Source organism: Sphingomonas sp. UNC305MFCol5.2 (assembly GCF_000712135.1).
GTDB lineage: Bacteria > Pseudomonadota > Alphaproteobacteria > Sphingomonadales > Sphingomonadaceae > Sphingomonas.
The window spans coordinates 536740-550154 of sequence record NZ_JOOE01000003.1 but is presented as its reverse complement, the minus strand read 5'-3'; the positions used below and the strand labels follow the sequence as shown (position 1 = coordinate 550154).

The following is a 13415-nucleotide window of genomic DNA, read 5'->3' as shown; positions in this document are numbered from 1 at the left end:
CCGGACTTACATCAATGTCAGTTGTGCTTCCAGCCTGTCGACGTCCTCGGGAAGCACGCCGTACAGCAACACCGGGCCGAACATCCGTTCGCCGCTTTCGATCGTCACGCCTTCGGGCGAGGGCCGGCGCCACAGCGGGCGGGCCAGCCGGCGCGCGGCGACCTTGGCGCCGTGGCGCTTGAGCAGCGCGATCCCGTCAGTGCCGAGCACCAGTGCCGCCGCGCCATTGGTGCCGACCAGCGCGTCGCGCGCGACGAAGCCGCTCAGCGCATCTTCGGCCATGGTCTTGGCGGTCTCGGTATCGGCGATGCGGCTTTCGCCCAGCTTGAGCAGCCACGAGATCAGGACCAGCACCAGGACGGCGGCGACGGAGCCGCCCAGCTGCATCCAGTTCATGCGCGGCCGGAAAGCGCGTCGAGCAGCGGGCGGATGCCGGAGATGTCATAGCCCGCGCCGGCGGCCTTGGCAGTCAGCGTGTCGGGATCGCCGCCGGTGCTGGCCTCGGCCAATGCCCAGAGATTGCACGAGCGCGTGCCGGAGCGGCAAAAAGCCAGCACTGGTCCGCCGGCGCCCGCGAGCGCCTTCGCCATTGCCTCGACCTGCGTCGCCGAGAAGCCGGCATGCGTGACCGGGATTTCCGCATAAGCGAGCCCCGCCGCCTCGGCCGCCGCGCGGATGGCAGCGCCGGACGGCTGGCCGAGCTCCTCGCCTTCGGGACGATTGTTGACGATCGCCTTGAACCCGGCATCGGCGAACCCGGCCACGTCCTCGGGCGCGATCTGGGGCGCTACCGATATCTGCTCGTCGATCTTCCGGATCATGCCGCCTCGCGAATTACTTCCAGGAACACCGATCCATAGGCTTCGAGCTTGCGCGCGCCAACGCCCGAAAGCTGTCCCAGCGCATCGAGCGTCCCGGGCCGGAGCATCGCCATATCGCGCAGCACCGAATCGTGGAAGATCACATAAGGCGGCAGGCCGGCTTCCATCGCGATCTCGCGGCGCTTGGCACGCAAGGCCTCGAACAGCGGGTTGCCGACCGGATTGACGCCGCCGTTGGCCGCGCGCCCGCGCGACCGCCGCTCACGTCTGGGCGGGAGGACAAGCTTGACCTCGATTTCGCCCTTGAGGATCGGCTTGGCGCCGGGGCCGAATTCGAGCCCGCCATGGGCATTGGCACGCAGCGCGTCGCGCAGCAGCAATGCGCGCGCCACCGGCTTGAGCAATGCCGCCTCGTCGCCGTCGACGATTCCGAACACCGAAAGCTTCTCGTGGCCGTTCATCAGGCTCCGTTCGCTCGACTGGCCGAGCAGGATAGACTCGATATAGCCGACGCCGAACATCATGCCGGTGCGAAACACCGCGGAGAGGAATTTCTGCGCAGTGACGCTGGCATCGATCGCCGCGGGCGGGCTCAGGCAATTGTCGCAATTGCCGCAATTCTCGGGCGCGTCCTCGCCGAAATGCTTGAGCAGGACGCGGCGGCGGCAGCCCGCGGTCTCGACCAGCGCGCCGAGTGCCGAGAGCCGCGTACGCTCGCCCGCCTGTCGCCCGGGCTCGACTTCGCCGATGCGCTGGCGGGCGCGGGCGAAATCGTCGGCGCCCCAGAACAGGTGCGCAACCGCCGGATCGCCGTCGCGGCCGGCGCGCCCGGTCTCCTGGTAATAGGCCTCGATCGACTTGGGCAGCCCGGCATGCGCGACGAAGCGGACGTCGGGCTTGTCGATCCCCATCCCGAAGGCGACGGTGGCGACGATCACCATGTCTTCGCTCGCGACGAACGCCGCCTGGTTGCGGCGGCGGACCGAAGGGTCGAGTCCGGCGTGATAAGGCAGCACGCTGCGTCCGGTCCCGGCGAGCTTTTCCGCCAGTTTTTCTACTCCGGCGCGGGTCTGGGCATAGACGATGCCGGGCCCCGGCTGTTCGGCAATCAGATCGACGATCTGACGCGTCGTGTTCTCGCGCGGAGCGATCGCGTAGCGGATGTTCGGTCGGTCGAACCCGGCGACGATCAGTCCGTCCGGCGGAATCCCGAGCTGCTCGAGGATGTCGGCACGGGTATGCGCGTCGGCAGTGGCGGTCAGCGCCAGCCGCGGCACGTGGCCGAACCGGTCGAGCAGCGGCCGCAACAGCCGGTAGTCGGGACGGAAGTCATGCCCCCATTCGGAGACGCAATGCGCCTCGTCGATCGCGAAGAGGCTGAGCTTCGCCTGCCCCAGCAAATTACGGAAACCCTCACCCGACGCGCGCTCGGGCGCGACATAGAGCAAGTCGAGATCACCCGCGCGGAACCGCGCAATGGTCTCCTCGCGATTCTCGTCGACGGAAGTCAGCGTCGCCGCGCGGATGCCCACGGCTTCGGCGGCGCGAAGCTGATCGTGCATCAACGCGATTAGCGGCGAGACGACTATGCAGGTCCCGTCGAGCGCGAGACTGGGGACCTGATAGCAGAGCGATTTGCCTGCGCCTGTGGGCATCACCGCGAGCGTGTTGGCGCCCGCCATGACGCGATCGACCACCTGCCGCTGCACGCCGCGGAAATCGGGAAAGCCGAAGGTCTTGTGGAGGATGTCGAGCGGATCGGTCACGCCGCCCCTATCCTCCGCCGCGCCGTGAGGGGCAAGTTCCGTCCACAGCATTGCGCCGAACCGTCCATACGGGGCCTTGCCTGCCGGGGGCGCCATCCGCCAAAGCATGCGGCGAATGACGGTTCGCGTGGAAATGGGGAAAGACACGGGCGGGGCGGCCGTGTCGATGGATCTCGAGGAGCTCCTGGCCACGCGCTTGCTCGTCCAGGGCAATTCGGGGTCGGGCAAGTCGCATCTGCTGCGCCGGCTGCTCGAACAATCCGCCGGGCAGGTCCAGCAAGTGGTGATCGATCCTGAAGGCGATTTCGTCACTCTGGGCGACCGCTACGGCCATATCGCGATCGAGGCTTCCGAGCATAGCGAGCGCGACGTCGCACGGTTCGCGACGCGCATCCGCGAGCATCGCGCCTCGGTGGTACTGAGCCTCGAAGGCCTCGAGGCCGAGGGCCAGATGAAATGCGCCGCGGCGTTTCTGAACGGCCTGTTCGATGCGCCGCGCGAGCATTGGTATCCGGCATTGGTGGTGGTCGACGAGGCGCAGCTCTTCGCCCCCGCGGGCGGCGGCGAAGTGGCCGAGGACGTGCGTCGGGCCTCGCTGTCGGCGATGACCAATTTGATGTGCCGCGGCCGCAAGCGCGGGCTCGCCGGCGTGATCGCCACCCAGCGGCTCGCCAAGCTCGCCAAGAATGTCGCGGCCGAGGCTTCGAACTTCCTGATGGGGCGGACCTTCCTCGACATCGACATGGCGCGCGCCGCCGATCTGCTCGGCATGGAGCGCCGCCAGGCCGAGGCGATCCGCGACTTGCAGCGCGGTCATTTCCTCGCGCTCGGGCCGGCAGTGGCGCGGCGGCCAGTGGCGATCCAGATCGGCGCGGTCGAGACCAGCGCGCGCAGTTCCAGCCCCAAATTGACGCCGCTGCCGCAAGCGCCGGCGGAGGATTTCCGGGATTTGCTGCTCGCCCCGGCGGAGCCGAGCTGGAGCCCGCCCGTGCCCATGGCCGCTTCGGCGCCGGTCCCCTCCGAACGGCTGATCGAGGCGCTCGCCCGCGCGACGCCGATGCCGGTCGAGGCCGTGCCCGACGTGCCCGCGGAAGAAGCCGCCGAGCGGATCGCCGACGTGCTGCGCGACATCGTCGAGGATGCCGAATCGACCTACCGATCGCCTTCGGTGCTCTATCAGGACTTCCTCGTGCGCTGTCGGATGGTCGGGCTGGCGCGCCCGCCGCTCGACCTCTCCGGATTCGTGCGCCGGCTCTCGGCGGCGCGGGCGGGCATCCACGGGGATCCCGACGCGGACTGGGCTCAGGCGCTCGATGCGGCGCGCGCGCTTCCCGACGACATGCTCGGGCCCTTTCTGCTCGTCGCCCGTGCCGCGCGTGAGGGGCTGCCCTGCCCGAGCGACACCGAGCTGGCCGCGACCTATGGCACCAGCTCGCTCGGCCGGGTGCGGCGGCTGCTCACTTATATCGAGAGCAAGGAGCTGTTCGTGACTCGCGTCGATCTGGCCGGCAAGCGATCGATCACGATTCCTCGCCTCGGCTGGACCACGCAACCATCCGAAATGGGCTAAGCGTCGCTTTCAGGCGCTTCGACGCGCTGTTAGCCTCTCTTCCGGCAGCAGGGAGAGGGGGCCATGGACAAGGGCTTCGGCAGGCCGGACGAGCCGCGCGGGTTCAGCTTCGGCCGTAGTTCACTGGCCGTCGCGGGGATCGGGTTCATTTATGGCGCCGTCGCGCTGTTCGGCTTCGTTTGCTATCTTCTGGTGCAGGACGACATACGTGCCAGCGAGCATCCGACCACGCTTGCCGATTTCGTGCCCGAACTCATTCTGAGCGCCATCGGTCTGGTGGGCGCGCTTCTGGGCACGCAATTGCTGCGATCGGTGGGACTTTCGAAGAGCCAGCAGCCGAGCCGAGTGATCAACGGCGATGAATGGGCGGCGATCAGCGATCAGGTGAAATCGGGTCAGGAAGAAGCGGTGACGCAGTATATCCGACTGACCAGCCTTAGCGGCTTCACCGGCGCATTCACGAAGCTGGGACTGACCGGGCTGCCGCTGGCGACGATCGGATTGACTCTGTTCTTCTCGATCCTCGCGATCAGCTATCCCGCCTTCATGGACCTCGCCAAGCTGACGCTCGGCGCATTCATCGGGTCCTTCGTGCAGAAGCAGGCAGGGACGGGCGGGTCGGTAAAGCTGCCCGGCGGTCAGACGGTGTCGGTGAGCGCGCCTCCGGTCGCCTGAATATCCCGATGCAGCACGCGCCGCAGCCAGGCTTCGGTCTCTGCCGGGTGCGTCACCGGCAGCATGTGGCCGCCATGGATCAGCTCGACCGTCGCACCGGGGATTTCGGCCGCGGTCCGTTCGCCGTTGAGCCCGGGATCGAGCACCGCGTCGCTGCGGCCATAAAGGATCGCCACCGGCACGCGCATCGTGCCATAGCGCGCAGTGAGCGCCGCCATCTCGGCCGGCACGGTGCGGAGCTCGAACGATCCCGCCATATAGCTCTTGGGCCGCACCGCCAGTGCGCCGCCGCCGGCGAGGGCGAAGTCGGCGGGAACGGGATCGGGCGCGAAGATCGCCGCCGCAGTGCGGGGGCCATTGCGCAGGCCGACCGGCACTGCGACGGTCCAGGCCAGCACGGGACGCAGTGCCGGCGGTGCGAGCAGGCCCTTGAACGGCGCAGGTGCCGTCTCGACGACCTGGCTGAGTGGAGCGATCAGCGCGAGCCCGCGAACCAGATCGGGCCGATCGAGCGCGAGCGCGAGGCTCACTGCGCCGCCCAGCGAATGGCCGACCAGGAAAGGCCTGTCCAGGTCGAGCTGCTCGATCAGCGCCGCGATCATCTTCGCCTGGACGACGATGCCCGGCCGCGCGCCCTCGATCGACGAATGCCCCCACCCCGGCCGATCGACGAGGATGACGCGGTGATCGGCGGCAAGGCGGCCGGCGAGCGAATGCGAGAAGTTGCGGAGCTGCCCCATCAGGCCGTGGATCATCACGATCGCCGGACCTTCGGCCTCGGGGTTGAGGTCGACATAATGGAGCCGGGCGCCGGGCACCTCGACGAACTTGCCCTCGGCGGGCACCATCTCCTCGGCCTTGCGCCCCACATAGGCCGACCAGCCGGCGAGCCCGAGCGCGAATGTCCCGAGCACTCCCAAAGCTATCAGCATCGCTTTCCTCTCCCGCCACGCCGGGCTAGAGCCTAGGCATGTCCGACGTACGCAACAACGAAGAACGCAGCCGCTATGAATTGGTCGAGCAGGGCCATCTCGCCTTCTCGGCCTATGAGATAGACGGCGAAGTGATCACGTTCACGCACACGGTCGTGTCGCCGTCGCTGCAGGGAATGGGCATCGGCAGCCGGCTGATCGTCGGTGCGCTGGGCGATGTGCGCAGCCGCGGGTTGAAGGTGCGTGCGCAATGCCCGTTCGTCGCGGCGTATATCGCGAAGCATCCGGAGTGGCAGGACCTGCTGGTCTAACTACTCCGCCGCCAGCTCCTCGCCTTCCTCGCGTTCCTGCGCCTGGCGGGTCCACATTTCTGCATAGAGGCCGCCCTGGCGGAGCAGTTCGGCATGGGTACCCTGCTCGGCGACGCGGCCGGCTTCGAGCACGACGATGCGATCGGCATGGACGACGGTCGACAGGCGGTGCGCGATGACGATCGTGGTGCGGCCGCGTTCGATCGCTTCCAGCGTCGCCTGGATGTCGGCCTCGGTGCGGCTGTCGAGCGCGCTGGTCGCTTCGTCTAGGATGAGGATAGGGGGGTCCTTGACCAAAGTCCGAGCGATCGCGACGCGCTGCTTCTCGCCGCCCGAGAGCTTGAGGCCCCGCTCGCCGACGCGGGTGTCGAAGCCTTCGGGCAGCGACTGGATGAAGCCGGCAATCGCGGCGCCGCGCGCCGCGTTCGCGATCTCGTCCGGTCCGGCGCCTTCGCGGCCATAAGCGATGTTGTAGCCGATCGTGTCGTTGAACAGCACCGTGTCCTGGGGGACGATGCCGATCGCGGCGCGCAGACTCGTTTGCGTCACGTCGCGGATATCCTGCCCGTCGATCGTGATCCGGCCGCCGGTCACGTCGTAGAAGCGGTACATCAGCCGCGCGAGCGTCGACTTGCCCGCGCCCGAGGGGCCGACCACCGCGACGGTGGACCCGGCAGGGATGTCGAGATCGATGCCCTTCAGGATCTGGCGGTCGGCATCGTAGCCGAAGGCGACGTTCTCGAACCGGACATGCCCCTGGCGCACGTCGAGCGAAGCCGCGCCAGGGGAGTCGGTGATCTCGGCATGGGTGTCGATCAGGTCGAACATGCTGCCCATGTCGATCACGCCCTGGCGGATCGTGCGATAGACCCAGCCGAGCATGTCGAGTGGCCGGAAGAGCTGGCTGAGCAAGGTGGAGACCAGGACCACGTCGCCCGCAGTGAACCTGCCCGAACTCCAGCCGAACACGACGAGTGCCATGCCCGCGCCGAGCATCACGTTGGTGATCACCGCCTGGCCGATATTGAGCCAGGCGAGCGAGTTCTCCGAGGTGACCGCGGCCTTCATGTATGCGGCCATCGCCTTGTCGTAGCGGGCGCTCTCGCGGGCCTCGGCGTTGAAATATTTCACCGTCTCGAAGTTGAGCAGCGAATCGACCGCGTGCGCCACCGCGCCGGTATCAAGGTCGTTCATCTGTTCGCGCAGCTTCGAGCGCCAGTCGGTCACCCAGCGCGTGAACGCGATATAGGCGACCACCATCACCAGCGTACCCGCGACCAGCCACAGGCCGAAGCGCGTCCAGAAGATACCGATCACCAGCGCGAGCTCGAGGATCGTCGGGGCGATGTTGAACAGCAGGAAATAGAGCATCGTGTCGATGCTCTTGGTGCCGCGCTCGACCACCTTGGTGATCGCGCCGGTCCGGCGCTCGAGATGGAAGCGGAGCGACAGATTGTGGAGATGCGCGAACACGTCCGAGGCCAGCCGGCGCGTCGCGTCCTGCCCGACCTTCTCGAACACGGCGTTGCGCAGATTGTCGAACAACACGGTGCCCAGCCGCGCGGCGGCATAGCCGACCACCAGGGCGATCACGAGCCAGACCGCGTCGCGCGATCCACTCGCCATCCGATCGATCGCGCCCTGCAGCGCGAAAGGCGCGCCATAGACCTGGACTAGCTTGGAGATCACGACGAGTATCAGCGAAATCACGATCCGGGCGCGAAGCCCGGGCGAGTCCTTCGGCCACAGATAGGGCAGAAAGCGCCGCATCGTCGCGAGCAACGGCCGCTCGGGCGCGGAATCAGAAACTTGCGGAAGCATCAAGGCGCGATTTGGGGCGTCGAGCGCCGCGATGCAACGTTTTGCCGGAACGTGCATGATCCCGCTTCGTTTATTCGCGAAGGAAGGGGTGATGGATCAGGTTCTCTACGTGCTGGCGATCATGGGCTGCGGCGACGATTCGGCGCAGTGCCAGCAGGCGCGTGTCGAGCCCGTCCGATACACTTCGATCCAGGCGTGTCAGGAGGCGATGCCGGCTGCGCTCCAGCGCAACACCGATGTGGATTATCCGGTGATCAGCGCCGCTTGCCAGCGCCTCACGCCGCAGATGGTGGACGCGCGTTTGCCGCACACCGAACGTCGCGGCGGTTGAGGCATTGGTTCAAGAAATTCTAGCATTCGCGCTCAATCGGTAGCGCCCAACGGATCTGATCGCGCAGCAGCGCTTCCAGATCATGTGCCCCGGCATTGTGCGCGGCGGCGCGCTTGCGCAGCAGCATGACCAAAAGCGCGGTGCGGTTCTCCGGCAGCTCCGGGGCGGCACGTCCTTGCGCCAACGCGCGCGACAGCTGGAGCGAAAGCATAGTCATTTCCATCACCTGGCGCCGGCCTGCTTAGGAAGGGCTTTCGCTCTTTGGTTGACGCGGCCTTGACCAAATCGGGGTCGCGAAATCCGGATCCGCGGCGCCCCTTTTGCGGATGCAGGACTGCACGAACGCGCGCGCGATCCACAGGAACTTGGCGCTGGCCGGCACCGTGACACGCTTGTCCCAGGCCGATTCGCCGAGCGCCTCCACACGGCGCGCGATATCGCCATAGATTCCGGCGGCGGCCAAAACAGCCCAAGCGGAGCGAAATGGCAGGGTTGCGGCACCAAGGCGTGCGCGCGCCTCATACTCGCCCGCCCGGTGCGTAAGGCACCGCGCCAAGCCCGCAAGTGTGGTTCGATCGGTCATCACGGCGTCTCGCGCGACCCCGGCCTCGGCGAGCCAATCGGTGGGCAAGTAGCAACGTCCCGCAGCGGCATCCTCAGCAAGATCTCGCGCAATATTGGCCAACTGGAAGGCGATCCCCAGATCGCAAGCGCGATCGAGGCGTTCCTCGTCGGTCGGCGCGACCCCCATCACCACCGCCATCATGCAGCCCACAGCGCCGGCGACATGATAGCAATAGCGCATCAGGTCGGCCTCGGTCGCCGGCGCCCAGCCAGTGGCATCGAGCGCGAACCCTTCGACGACATCCCGGACCAGCCCGTGCGGCATGGCGGTCTCGGCGGCCACGATGCGGAGGGCGTCGAAGGCGGGATCGCCGACCCATCGCCCCTCCAGTGCCGCGGCGGTTCGCTCCCGGATCGCCTCGAGCCGCGCGGCCGGGTCTGCGACCGCCGTTATGGCATGGCCGTGGTCCTGACCGTCCGCGAGGTCGTCGCAGGCACGGCACCACGCGTAGAGCAGCCAGGCCCGCTCGCGCGTGGCGCGATCGAACAGCCGGCTCGCGGCAGCGAAGCTCTTCGAGCCCCGCGAGATCGCTTCGCCCGCGGTCGCGACGATCGCGTCGCGGGCGGGTTTCACAGCTCTTCGCGCGCCATGCGGATGATGGGTATCGTCGGCTCGAAGTTCATCATCTTGTCGAGGAGTCCATCGAGGTCGCTGTCCACCAGCAGCAGCCCCTGATGCTGCGGTCGCAGGAAGCCGACCTGGCCCATATGGACCCAGAAATCGACGAGCTTGTCGTAATAGCCGGCCACGTTGAGCAGCCCGATCGGATCGGCGTGATAGCCGAGCTGCGCCCAGCTCAGCGCCTCCCACAATTCGTCCATCGTACCGGTGCCGCCGGGCAGGTTGACGAAGCCGTCGGCGAGATCGGTGAACAGGGCTTTGCGCTCGTGCATCGTCTGGACGACCTGGAGCTCGGTGAGCCCACGATGCGCGACTTCGGCGTTGACCAAAGCCTGCGGGATCACGCCGATCACTTCGCCGCCCGCCTCCAGTGCCGAATCGGCGACCGCGCCCATCAGCCCCAGCCTGCCGCCGCCATAGACGATTCCGATGCCGCGCTGGGCGAGGCTGCGCCCGACATGGCGTGCGGATTCGATGTACACCGGATCGGCGGGGGTGGCCGAGCCGCAATAGACCGCGATGCGCTTCATCGGCCGTCTCCCAGCATCAGCGCCGCGGTCGCCTTCGCGCTTCCGACCACGCCCGGAATACCCGCCCCGGGATGGGCACCCGCGCCGACGAAATAGAGGTTCGAGATCGAATCGTCGCGATTGTGCGCGCGGAAATACGCGCTCTGGGTCAGGATCGGCTCGAGGCTGAACGCTGAGCCGAGATGCGCCTTGAGATCATGGGCGAAATCCGGCGGCGCATAAGAGAATTTAGTCACGATACGGTCCTTGAGATCGGGGATCAGCCGGCGGGTGACTTCGGCGAGCATGCGCTCTTCGAGCACAGGGCCGACTTCGCTCCAGTCGGCGGGGAACTTGCCCAGATGCGGCACCGGCGCAAGCGCATAAAATGTGGAATGCCCTTCGGGCGCCATGCCCGGATCGGTCGCACTCGGATGATGGAGATAGAGCGAGAAATCCTCGCTCAGCACGCCGTGATCGTAAATGTCCTCGAGCAATCCCTGATAGCGCGAGCCGAACAGGACCGAGTGATGGGGGATCTCCGGAAAAGTGCCGCGCAGCCCGAAATGGACAAGAAACAGCGAGGGTGAGAAGCGCTTATGCTCGAGACCGGATGCGGTGCGCTGGGCGCTGCGCGAATCCTTGAGCAACGTCCGATAGCTGTGGACGATGTCGGCATTGCTCGCGACGGCATCGACTTCGAGCTCGAAGCCGCTTCCGGTGCGCAGGCCTGTCACGCGATCACCGAGCGTGTGGATCGCCGATACCGCGTCGCCGAGCCGCACCACGCCGCCCAGCCGCTCGAAATGGCGAACCATGCCCGCGACCAGCCGGTTGGTGCCGCCTTGGGCGAACCACACGCCGCCGTCGCGTTCGAGCTTGTGGATCAACGCGTAGATCGCGCTGGTCGTCATCGGATTGCCGCCTACCAGCAAGGTATGGAAGCTCAGCGCCTGACGCAGCTTCTCGTTCTTCACGTAGCGCGACACCATCGAGTAGACCGAGCGCCAGGCCTGATATTTCATCAGCGCCGGGGCCGCGCGGACCATCGAGCCGAAATCGAGGAACGAGACATGGCCGAGCCTCTCATAGCCCTCGCGATAGACGCCTTCGGAATATTTGAGGAAACGGCGATAGCCGGCCACGTCCTCGGGGCTGAGTCGCGCGATCTCCGCGCTCAGCTGGGCGTCGTCGCCCGAATAATCGAATGCCACGCCGTCGGGCCAGGACAGGCGATAAAAGGGCGAGACCGGCACCAGCTTCACGTCTTCGGAAATGTCGTGGCCGGAGATGCGCCAGAGCTCGCGAAGGGCATCAGGCGCAGTGATCACTGTCGGCCCGGCATCGAAGGTGAAGCCGTCGCGCTCCCAAAAATAGGCGCGACCGCCCGGTTTGTCGCGCGCCTCCAGGATCGTGGTATCGATCCCCGCCGATTGCAGCCGGATCGCGAGCGCGAGCCCGCCAATCCCAGCGCCGATCACTGCCGCTTTCTTCATACGACCCCCGTTATCGCGCGCACCGCCCGGCCGATCGGCACCGGCGGCTTGCCCGCTATCACCCGGATCTTGTCGCCCAGGTTGGATTTGGCCGCATAGAAGCGGCCGATCAGCCTCTCGTCCAGTCGATAGAAGCGTTCAAGGATCCGATAGCGTTGCTCGGGCTCGGCCGCACGAAACAGCATCGCAGCCAGCATCCGGTAGAAGCGGCGGCTGCGCCAGAGGCGTCGCGCGTAATTGTGGAGCAGATCGTGCAGCGCCTGCCCGTCGACAGTGCCGGCATTCGCCACGAGCGCCGCAGTGCGCACTGCATCGGGCAGCGAATAGCTGGTCAGCGGATGGAACAGGCCGGCGCGCACCCCCGCCTTGGCGACATCGGGCTCGCTCGATCGCCAATATGCCTCGAAGTCGCCGCCGATCGCGACCGGGAGCACACCCGATTCCTCACGCGCGATCTTTGCCACAGGCCAGCCGCGCGCGGCGGCATAGGCATCGATCCGACCGCCCAGCGTCGCAGTGTGGAGATCAGGGGTGTCGCTGTAATAGGTGTCCTCGACGAATAATCGGTCGGATGCGAAGGGGAGGCAATAAGCGAAGCGATAGCCGTCGATCTGGTCGACCGTCGCGTCCATCACCATCGGGCGTTCGAGCCCGTGGGGAGCGGCCAGCACGAGCTCGCGGCCGAGGAATTTCTGCCATCCGAGATCGAGCGCGGTCAGGTCGCCGGCACCGCGGCAGTCGATGACGCCCTTCGCCTCGATGCGGTCACCATCGGCCAGCTCGACCGTGCTGCTGGTCATCGCCAGCACCTTGCGCCCCAGCATCGCGGCGTGCGTGGGCAATTCGCTCAGCACCACGCGTTCGAAATGGCGTGAGTCGATCGAATGATAAGGCGACTTCAGGGTGCGTTGGTAGCCGGGGAAGGCGACGTCATAGCGCGTCCATTGGTGGCTGATCAGCGACGACACCATCCAGCGATCGGCTGGGGCGATGTCGCTGGCGAAGAAGGACCAGAGGTGATTGCCGCCGAGATGGGCGGATGCTTCGATCAGCCTTAATTCGGCTTGGGGATGTCGGGCGTGTACGGCGTGTGCGATCAGGCCCCCGGCAAGACCGCCGCCGACGATGGCGAGATCGCAGCTGATCGTGGCCGACATCGTCCCGGCCTAGCCCAAGGGCGAGGGGCGTTCCAACAAAAACCCTCCCCGGCTCGCACCGGAGAGGGCAGGTGTGGCGGGAGCGGAGCGATGCGGCTCGCCCCCGGAGCTCGTCACGCCGCCTTGAGCAGCGGCCATTCCTCGGCCATCGCCCGCGCCACCGACGGCCGCGTGCGCAGCCGGGTGCGATAATCGAGCAGCACCGGCCAGTCGGCGATCGTCACCCCCGAATGCTCGCACCAGTTGAGCACGCTCAGCAGATAGGCGTCGGCGACGGTGAACCGGTCCTCGAGGAACGCCTGCCCCTCCAGATGCCGTGCAAGCACGCCGAACGGCTTTGCGACTCGCGCCAGCGCCGCTGCGCGCTCCTCAGGGCCGGCGGCCTTGCCGAGCAACGGCGTGAACACGGCCTTGTGCAATTCGGTGCCGATGAAGTTGAGCCAGCCCAGCATCCGGTAATGCGCGTCGGAAAAGCCGGTGAAGCTCAGCGATCCTTCGGGCGCCAGCTCGGCAATATAGGTGAGCACTGCGGGACCCTCGGTGAGCACGAAGCCGCCGCGCGTCTCGATCGCGGGAACATAACCCATCGGGCTCAATTGGCTGAAATGGCGGCCGTCGGCAAGGCGGCCGTCCGCGGGGACCTGCACGAATTCGGCGTCGAGCTCGGCTTCCTCGAGCGCGATCCGCGCGGCGAGCGAACAGGCGAACGGGCGAAAATAGAGCTTCATGACCATCTCCCTTGATTTCTGTACGATCTCGCATAGAAATAGACAGGTCAAG

At 66.8% G+C, this 13415-nt stretch carries 15 protein-coding genes; 4 read left to right on the top strand and 11 right to left on the bottom strand.

Going from position 1 to position 13415, the window contains the following annotated elements; genetic code table 11:
- Positions 1 to 6 precede the first annotated feature (6 nt).
- From BR78_RS0114360 to recQ, 3 genes are read right to left on the bottom strand one after another with little or no spacing between them, the layout of a single operon-like run.
- Positions 7 to 396 carry a hypothetical protein gene (locus BR78_RS0114360; RefSeq protein ID WP_025587298.1) on the bottom strand — a complete coding sequence of 130 codons (390 nt, stop codon included), beginning with the start codon at positions 394 to 396 and terminating at the stop codon, positions 7 to 9.
- Positions 393 to 821 (bottom strand): TIGR01244 family sulfur transferase, encoded by a 429-nt coding sequence (locus BR78_RS0114355; RefSeq protein WP_025587296.1) that lies wholly within the window; start codon positions 819 to 821, stop codon positions 393 to 395. Before BR78_RS0114355 ends, BR78_RS0114360 begins: the two co-directional genes overlap by 4 nt.
- Positions 818 to 2587: a DNA helicase RecQ gene (gene recQ, locus BR78_RS0114350; RefSeq protein WP_025587294.1), complete on the bottom strand. Its 1770-nt coding sequence runs from the start codon at positions 2585 to 2587 to the stop codon at positions 818 to 820. The genes BR78_RS0114355 and recQ overlap by 4 nt, the downstream gene beginning before the upstream one ends.
- Before the next feature lie 115 nt (positions 2588 to 2702).
- Here recQ and BR78_RS0114345 point away from each other — a divergent pair, with 115 nt between their 5' ends.
- Positions 2703 to 4157: an ATP-binding protein gene (locus tag BR78_RS0114345; RefSeq protein WP_029936806.1), complete on the top strand. Its 1455-nt coding sequence runs from the start codon at positions 2703 to 2705 to the stop codon at positions 4155 to 4157.
- Between the two features lie 63 nt (positions 4158 to 4220).
- Positions 4221 to 4832, top strand: a complete 612-nt coding sequence (locus tag BR78_RS0114340; protein ID WP_025587291.1) for a hypothetical protein — start codon at positions 4221 to 4223, stop codon at positions 4830 to 4832.
- Here the strand turns inward: BR78_RS0114340 and BR78_RS0114335 are convergent.
- A complete protein-coding gene (locus BR78_RS0114335; protein WP_025587290.1) occupies positions 4796 to 5764 on the bottom strand; it encodes an alpha/beta fold hydrolase in 969 nt (322 codons plus the stop codon). The genes BR78_RS0114340 and BR78_RS0114335 overlap by 37 nt on opposite strands.
- A gap of 38 nt (positions 5765 to 5802) precedes the next feature.
- Here BR78_RS0114335 and BR78_RS0114330 point away from each other — a divergent pair, with 38 nt between their 5' ends.
- Positions 5803 to 6075 (top strand): GNAT family N-acetyltransferase, encoded by a 273-nt coding sequence (locus BR78_RS0114330; protein ID WP_025587288.1) that lies wholly within the window; start codon positions 5803 to 5805, stop codon positions 6073 to 6075.
- Here the strand turns inward: BR78_RS0114330 and BR78_RS0114325 are convergent, their stop codons facing one another.
- Entirely contained in the window at positions 6076 to 7896 is a 1821-nt protein-coding gene (locus BR78_RS0114325) for an ABCB family ABC transporter ATP-binding protein/permease (protein WP_025587286.1), read from the bottom strand.
- Between the two features lie 91 nt (positions 7897 to 7987).
- Between BR78_RS0114325 and BR78_RS0114320 the strand changes: the two genes are divergently transcribed.
- Positions 7988 to 8227, top strand: coding sequence for a hypothetical protein (locus BR78_RS0114320; protein ID WP_025587284.1), 240 nt, complete (start codon positions 7988 to 7990; stop codon positions 8225 to 8227).
- A gap of 19 nt (positions 8228 to 8246) precedes the next feature.
- Here the strand turns inward: BR78_RS0114320 and BR78_RS0114315 are convergent, their stop codons facing one another.
- The 6 genes from BR78_RS0114315 to BR78_RS0114290 form a co-directional block, all read right to left on the bottom strand.
- Entirely contained in the window at positions 8247 to 8438 is a 192-nt protein-coding gene (locus BR78_RS0114315; protein ID WP_029936805.1) for a hypothetical protein, read from the bottom strand.
- 30 nt (positions 8439 to 8468) lie between these two features.
- Positions 8469 to 9425, bottom strand: coding sequence for a phytoene/squalene synthase family protein (locus tag BR78_RS0114310; RefSeq protein ID WP_025587281.1), 957 nt, complete (start codon positions 9423 to 9425; stop codon positions 8469 to 8471).
- The gene (locus tag BR78_RS0114305) at positions 9422 to 10003 is read right to left on the bottom strand and encodes a TIGR00730 family Rossman fold protein (RefSeq protein ID WP_025587279.1); all 582 of its coding nucleotides are present in this window, start codon (positions 10001 to 10003) and stop codon (positions 9422 to 9424) included. The genes BR78_RS0114310 and BR78_RS0114305 overlap by 4 nt, the downstream gene beginning before the upstream one ends.
- Complete coding sequence (locus BR78_RS0114300) at positions 10000 to 11478, bottom strand: phytoene desaturase (RefSeq protein ID WP_029936804.1); 1479 nt, start codon at positions 11476 to 11478, stop codon at positions 10000 to 10002. The genes BR78_RS0114305 and BR78_RS0114300 overlap by 4 nt, the downstream gene beginning before the upstream one ends.
- A complete protein-coding gene (gene crtY / locus BR78_RS0114295; RefSeq protein ID WP_025587275.1) occupies positions 11475 to 12635 on the bottom strand; it encodes a lycopene beta-cyclase CrtY in 1161 nt (386 codons plus the stop codon). Before crtY ends, BR78_RS0114300 begins: the two co-directional genes overlap by 4 nt.
- A 113-nt stretch (positions 12636 to 12748) precedes the next feature.
- Positions 12749 to 13363: a glutathione binding-like protein gene (locus tag BR78_RS0114290; protein WP_025587273.1), complete on the bottom strand. Its 615-nt coding sequence runs from the start codon at positions 13361 to 13363 to the stop codon at positions 12749 to 12751.
- Positions 13364 to 13415: the final 52 nt, after the last annotated feature.

Bases quoted from the DNA above. Each gene is read 5' to 3' on its own strand.
- BR78_RS0114360 (WP_025587298.1), bottom strand. From the start codon at position 396: ATGAACTGGATGCAGCTGGGCGGCTCCGTCGCCGCCGTCCTGGTGCTG.
- BR78_RS0114355 (WP_025587296.1), bottom strand. From the start codon at position 821: ATGATCCGGAAGATCGACGAGCAGATATCGGTAGCGCCCCAGATCGCG.
- BR78_RS0114345 (WP_029936806.1), top strand. From the start codon at position 2,703: ATGACGGTTCGCGTGGAAATGGGGAAAGACACGGGCGGGGCGGCCGTG.
- BR78_RS0114340 (WP_025587291.1), top strand. From the start codon at position 4,221: ATGGACAAGGGCTTCGGCAGGCCGGACGAGCCGCGCGGGTTCAGCTTC.
- BR78_RS0114335 (WP_025587290.1), bottom strand. From the start codon at position 5,764: ATGCTGATAGCTTTGGGAGTGCTCGGGACATTCGCGCTCGGGCTCGCC.
- BR78_RS0114330 (WP_025587288.1), top strand. From the start codon at position 5,803: ATGTCCGACGTACGCAACAACGAAGAACGCAGCCGCTATGAATTGGTC.
- BR78_RS0114325 (WP_025587286.1), bottom strand. From the start codon at position 7,896: ATGCTTCCGCAAGTTTCTGATTCCGCGCCCGAGCGGCCGTTGCTCGCG.
- BR78_RS0114320 (WP_025587284.1), top strand. From the start codon at position 7,988: ATGGATCAGGTTCTCTACGTGCTGGCGATCATGGGCTGCGGCGACGAT.
- BR78_RS0114315 (WP_029936805.1), bottom strand. From the start codon at position 8,438: ATGCTTTCGCTCCAGCTGTCGCGCGCGTTGGCGCAAGGACGTGCCGCC.
- BR78_RS0114305 (WP_025587279.1), bottom strand. From the start codon at position 10,003: ATGAAGCGCATCGCGGTCTATTGCGGCTCGGCCACCCCCGCCGATCCG.
- BR78_RS0114300 (WP_029936804.1), bottom strand. From the start codon at position 11,478: ATGAAGAAAGCGGCAGTGATCGGCGCTGGGATTGGCGGGCTCGCGCTC.
- crtY (WP_025587275.1), bottom strand. From the start codon at position 12,635: ATGTCGGCCACGATCAGCTGCGATCTCGCCATCGTCGGCGGCGGTCTT.
- BR78_RS0114290 (WP_025587273.1), bottom strand. From the start codon at position 13,363: ATGAAGCTCTATTTTCGCCCGTTCGCCTGTTCGCTCGCCGCGCGGATC.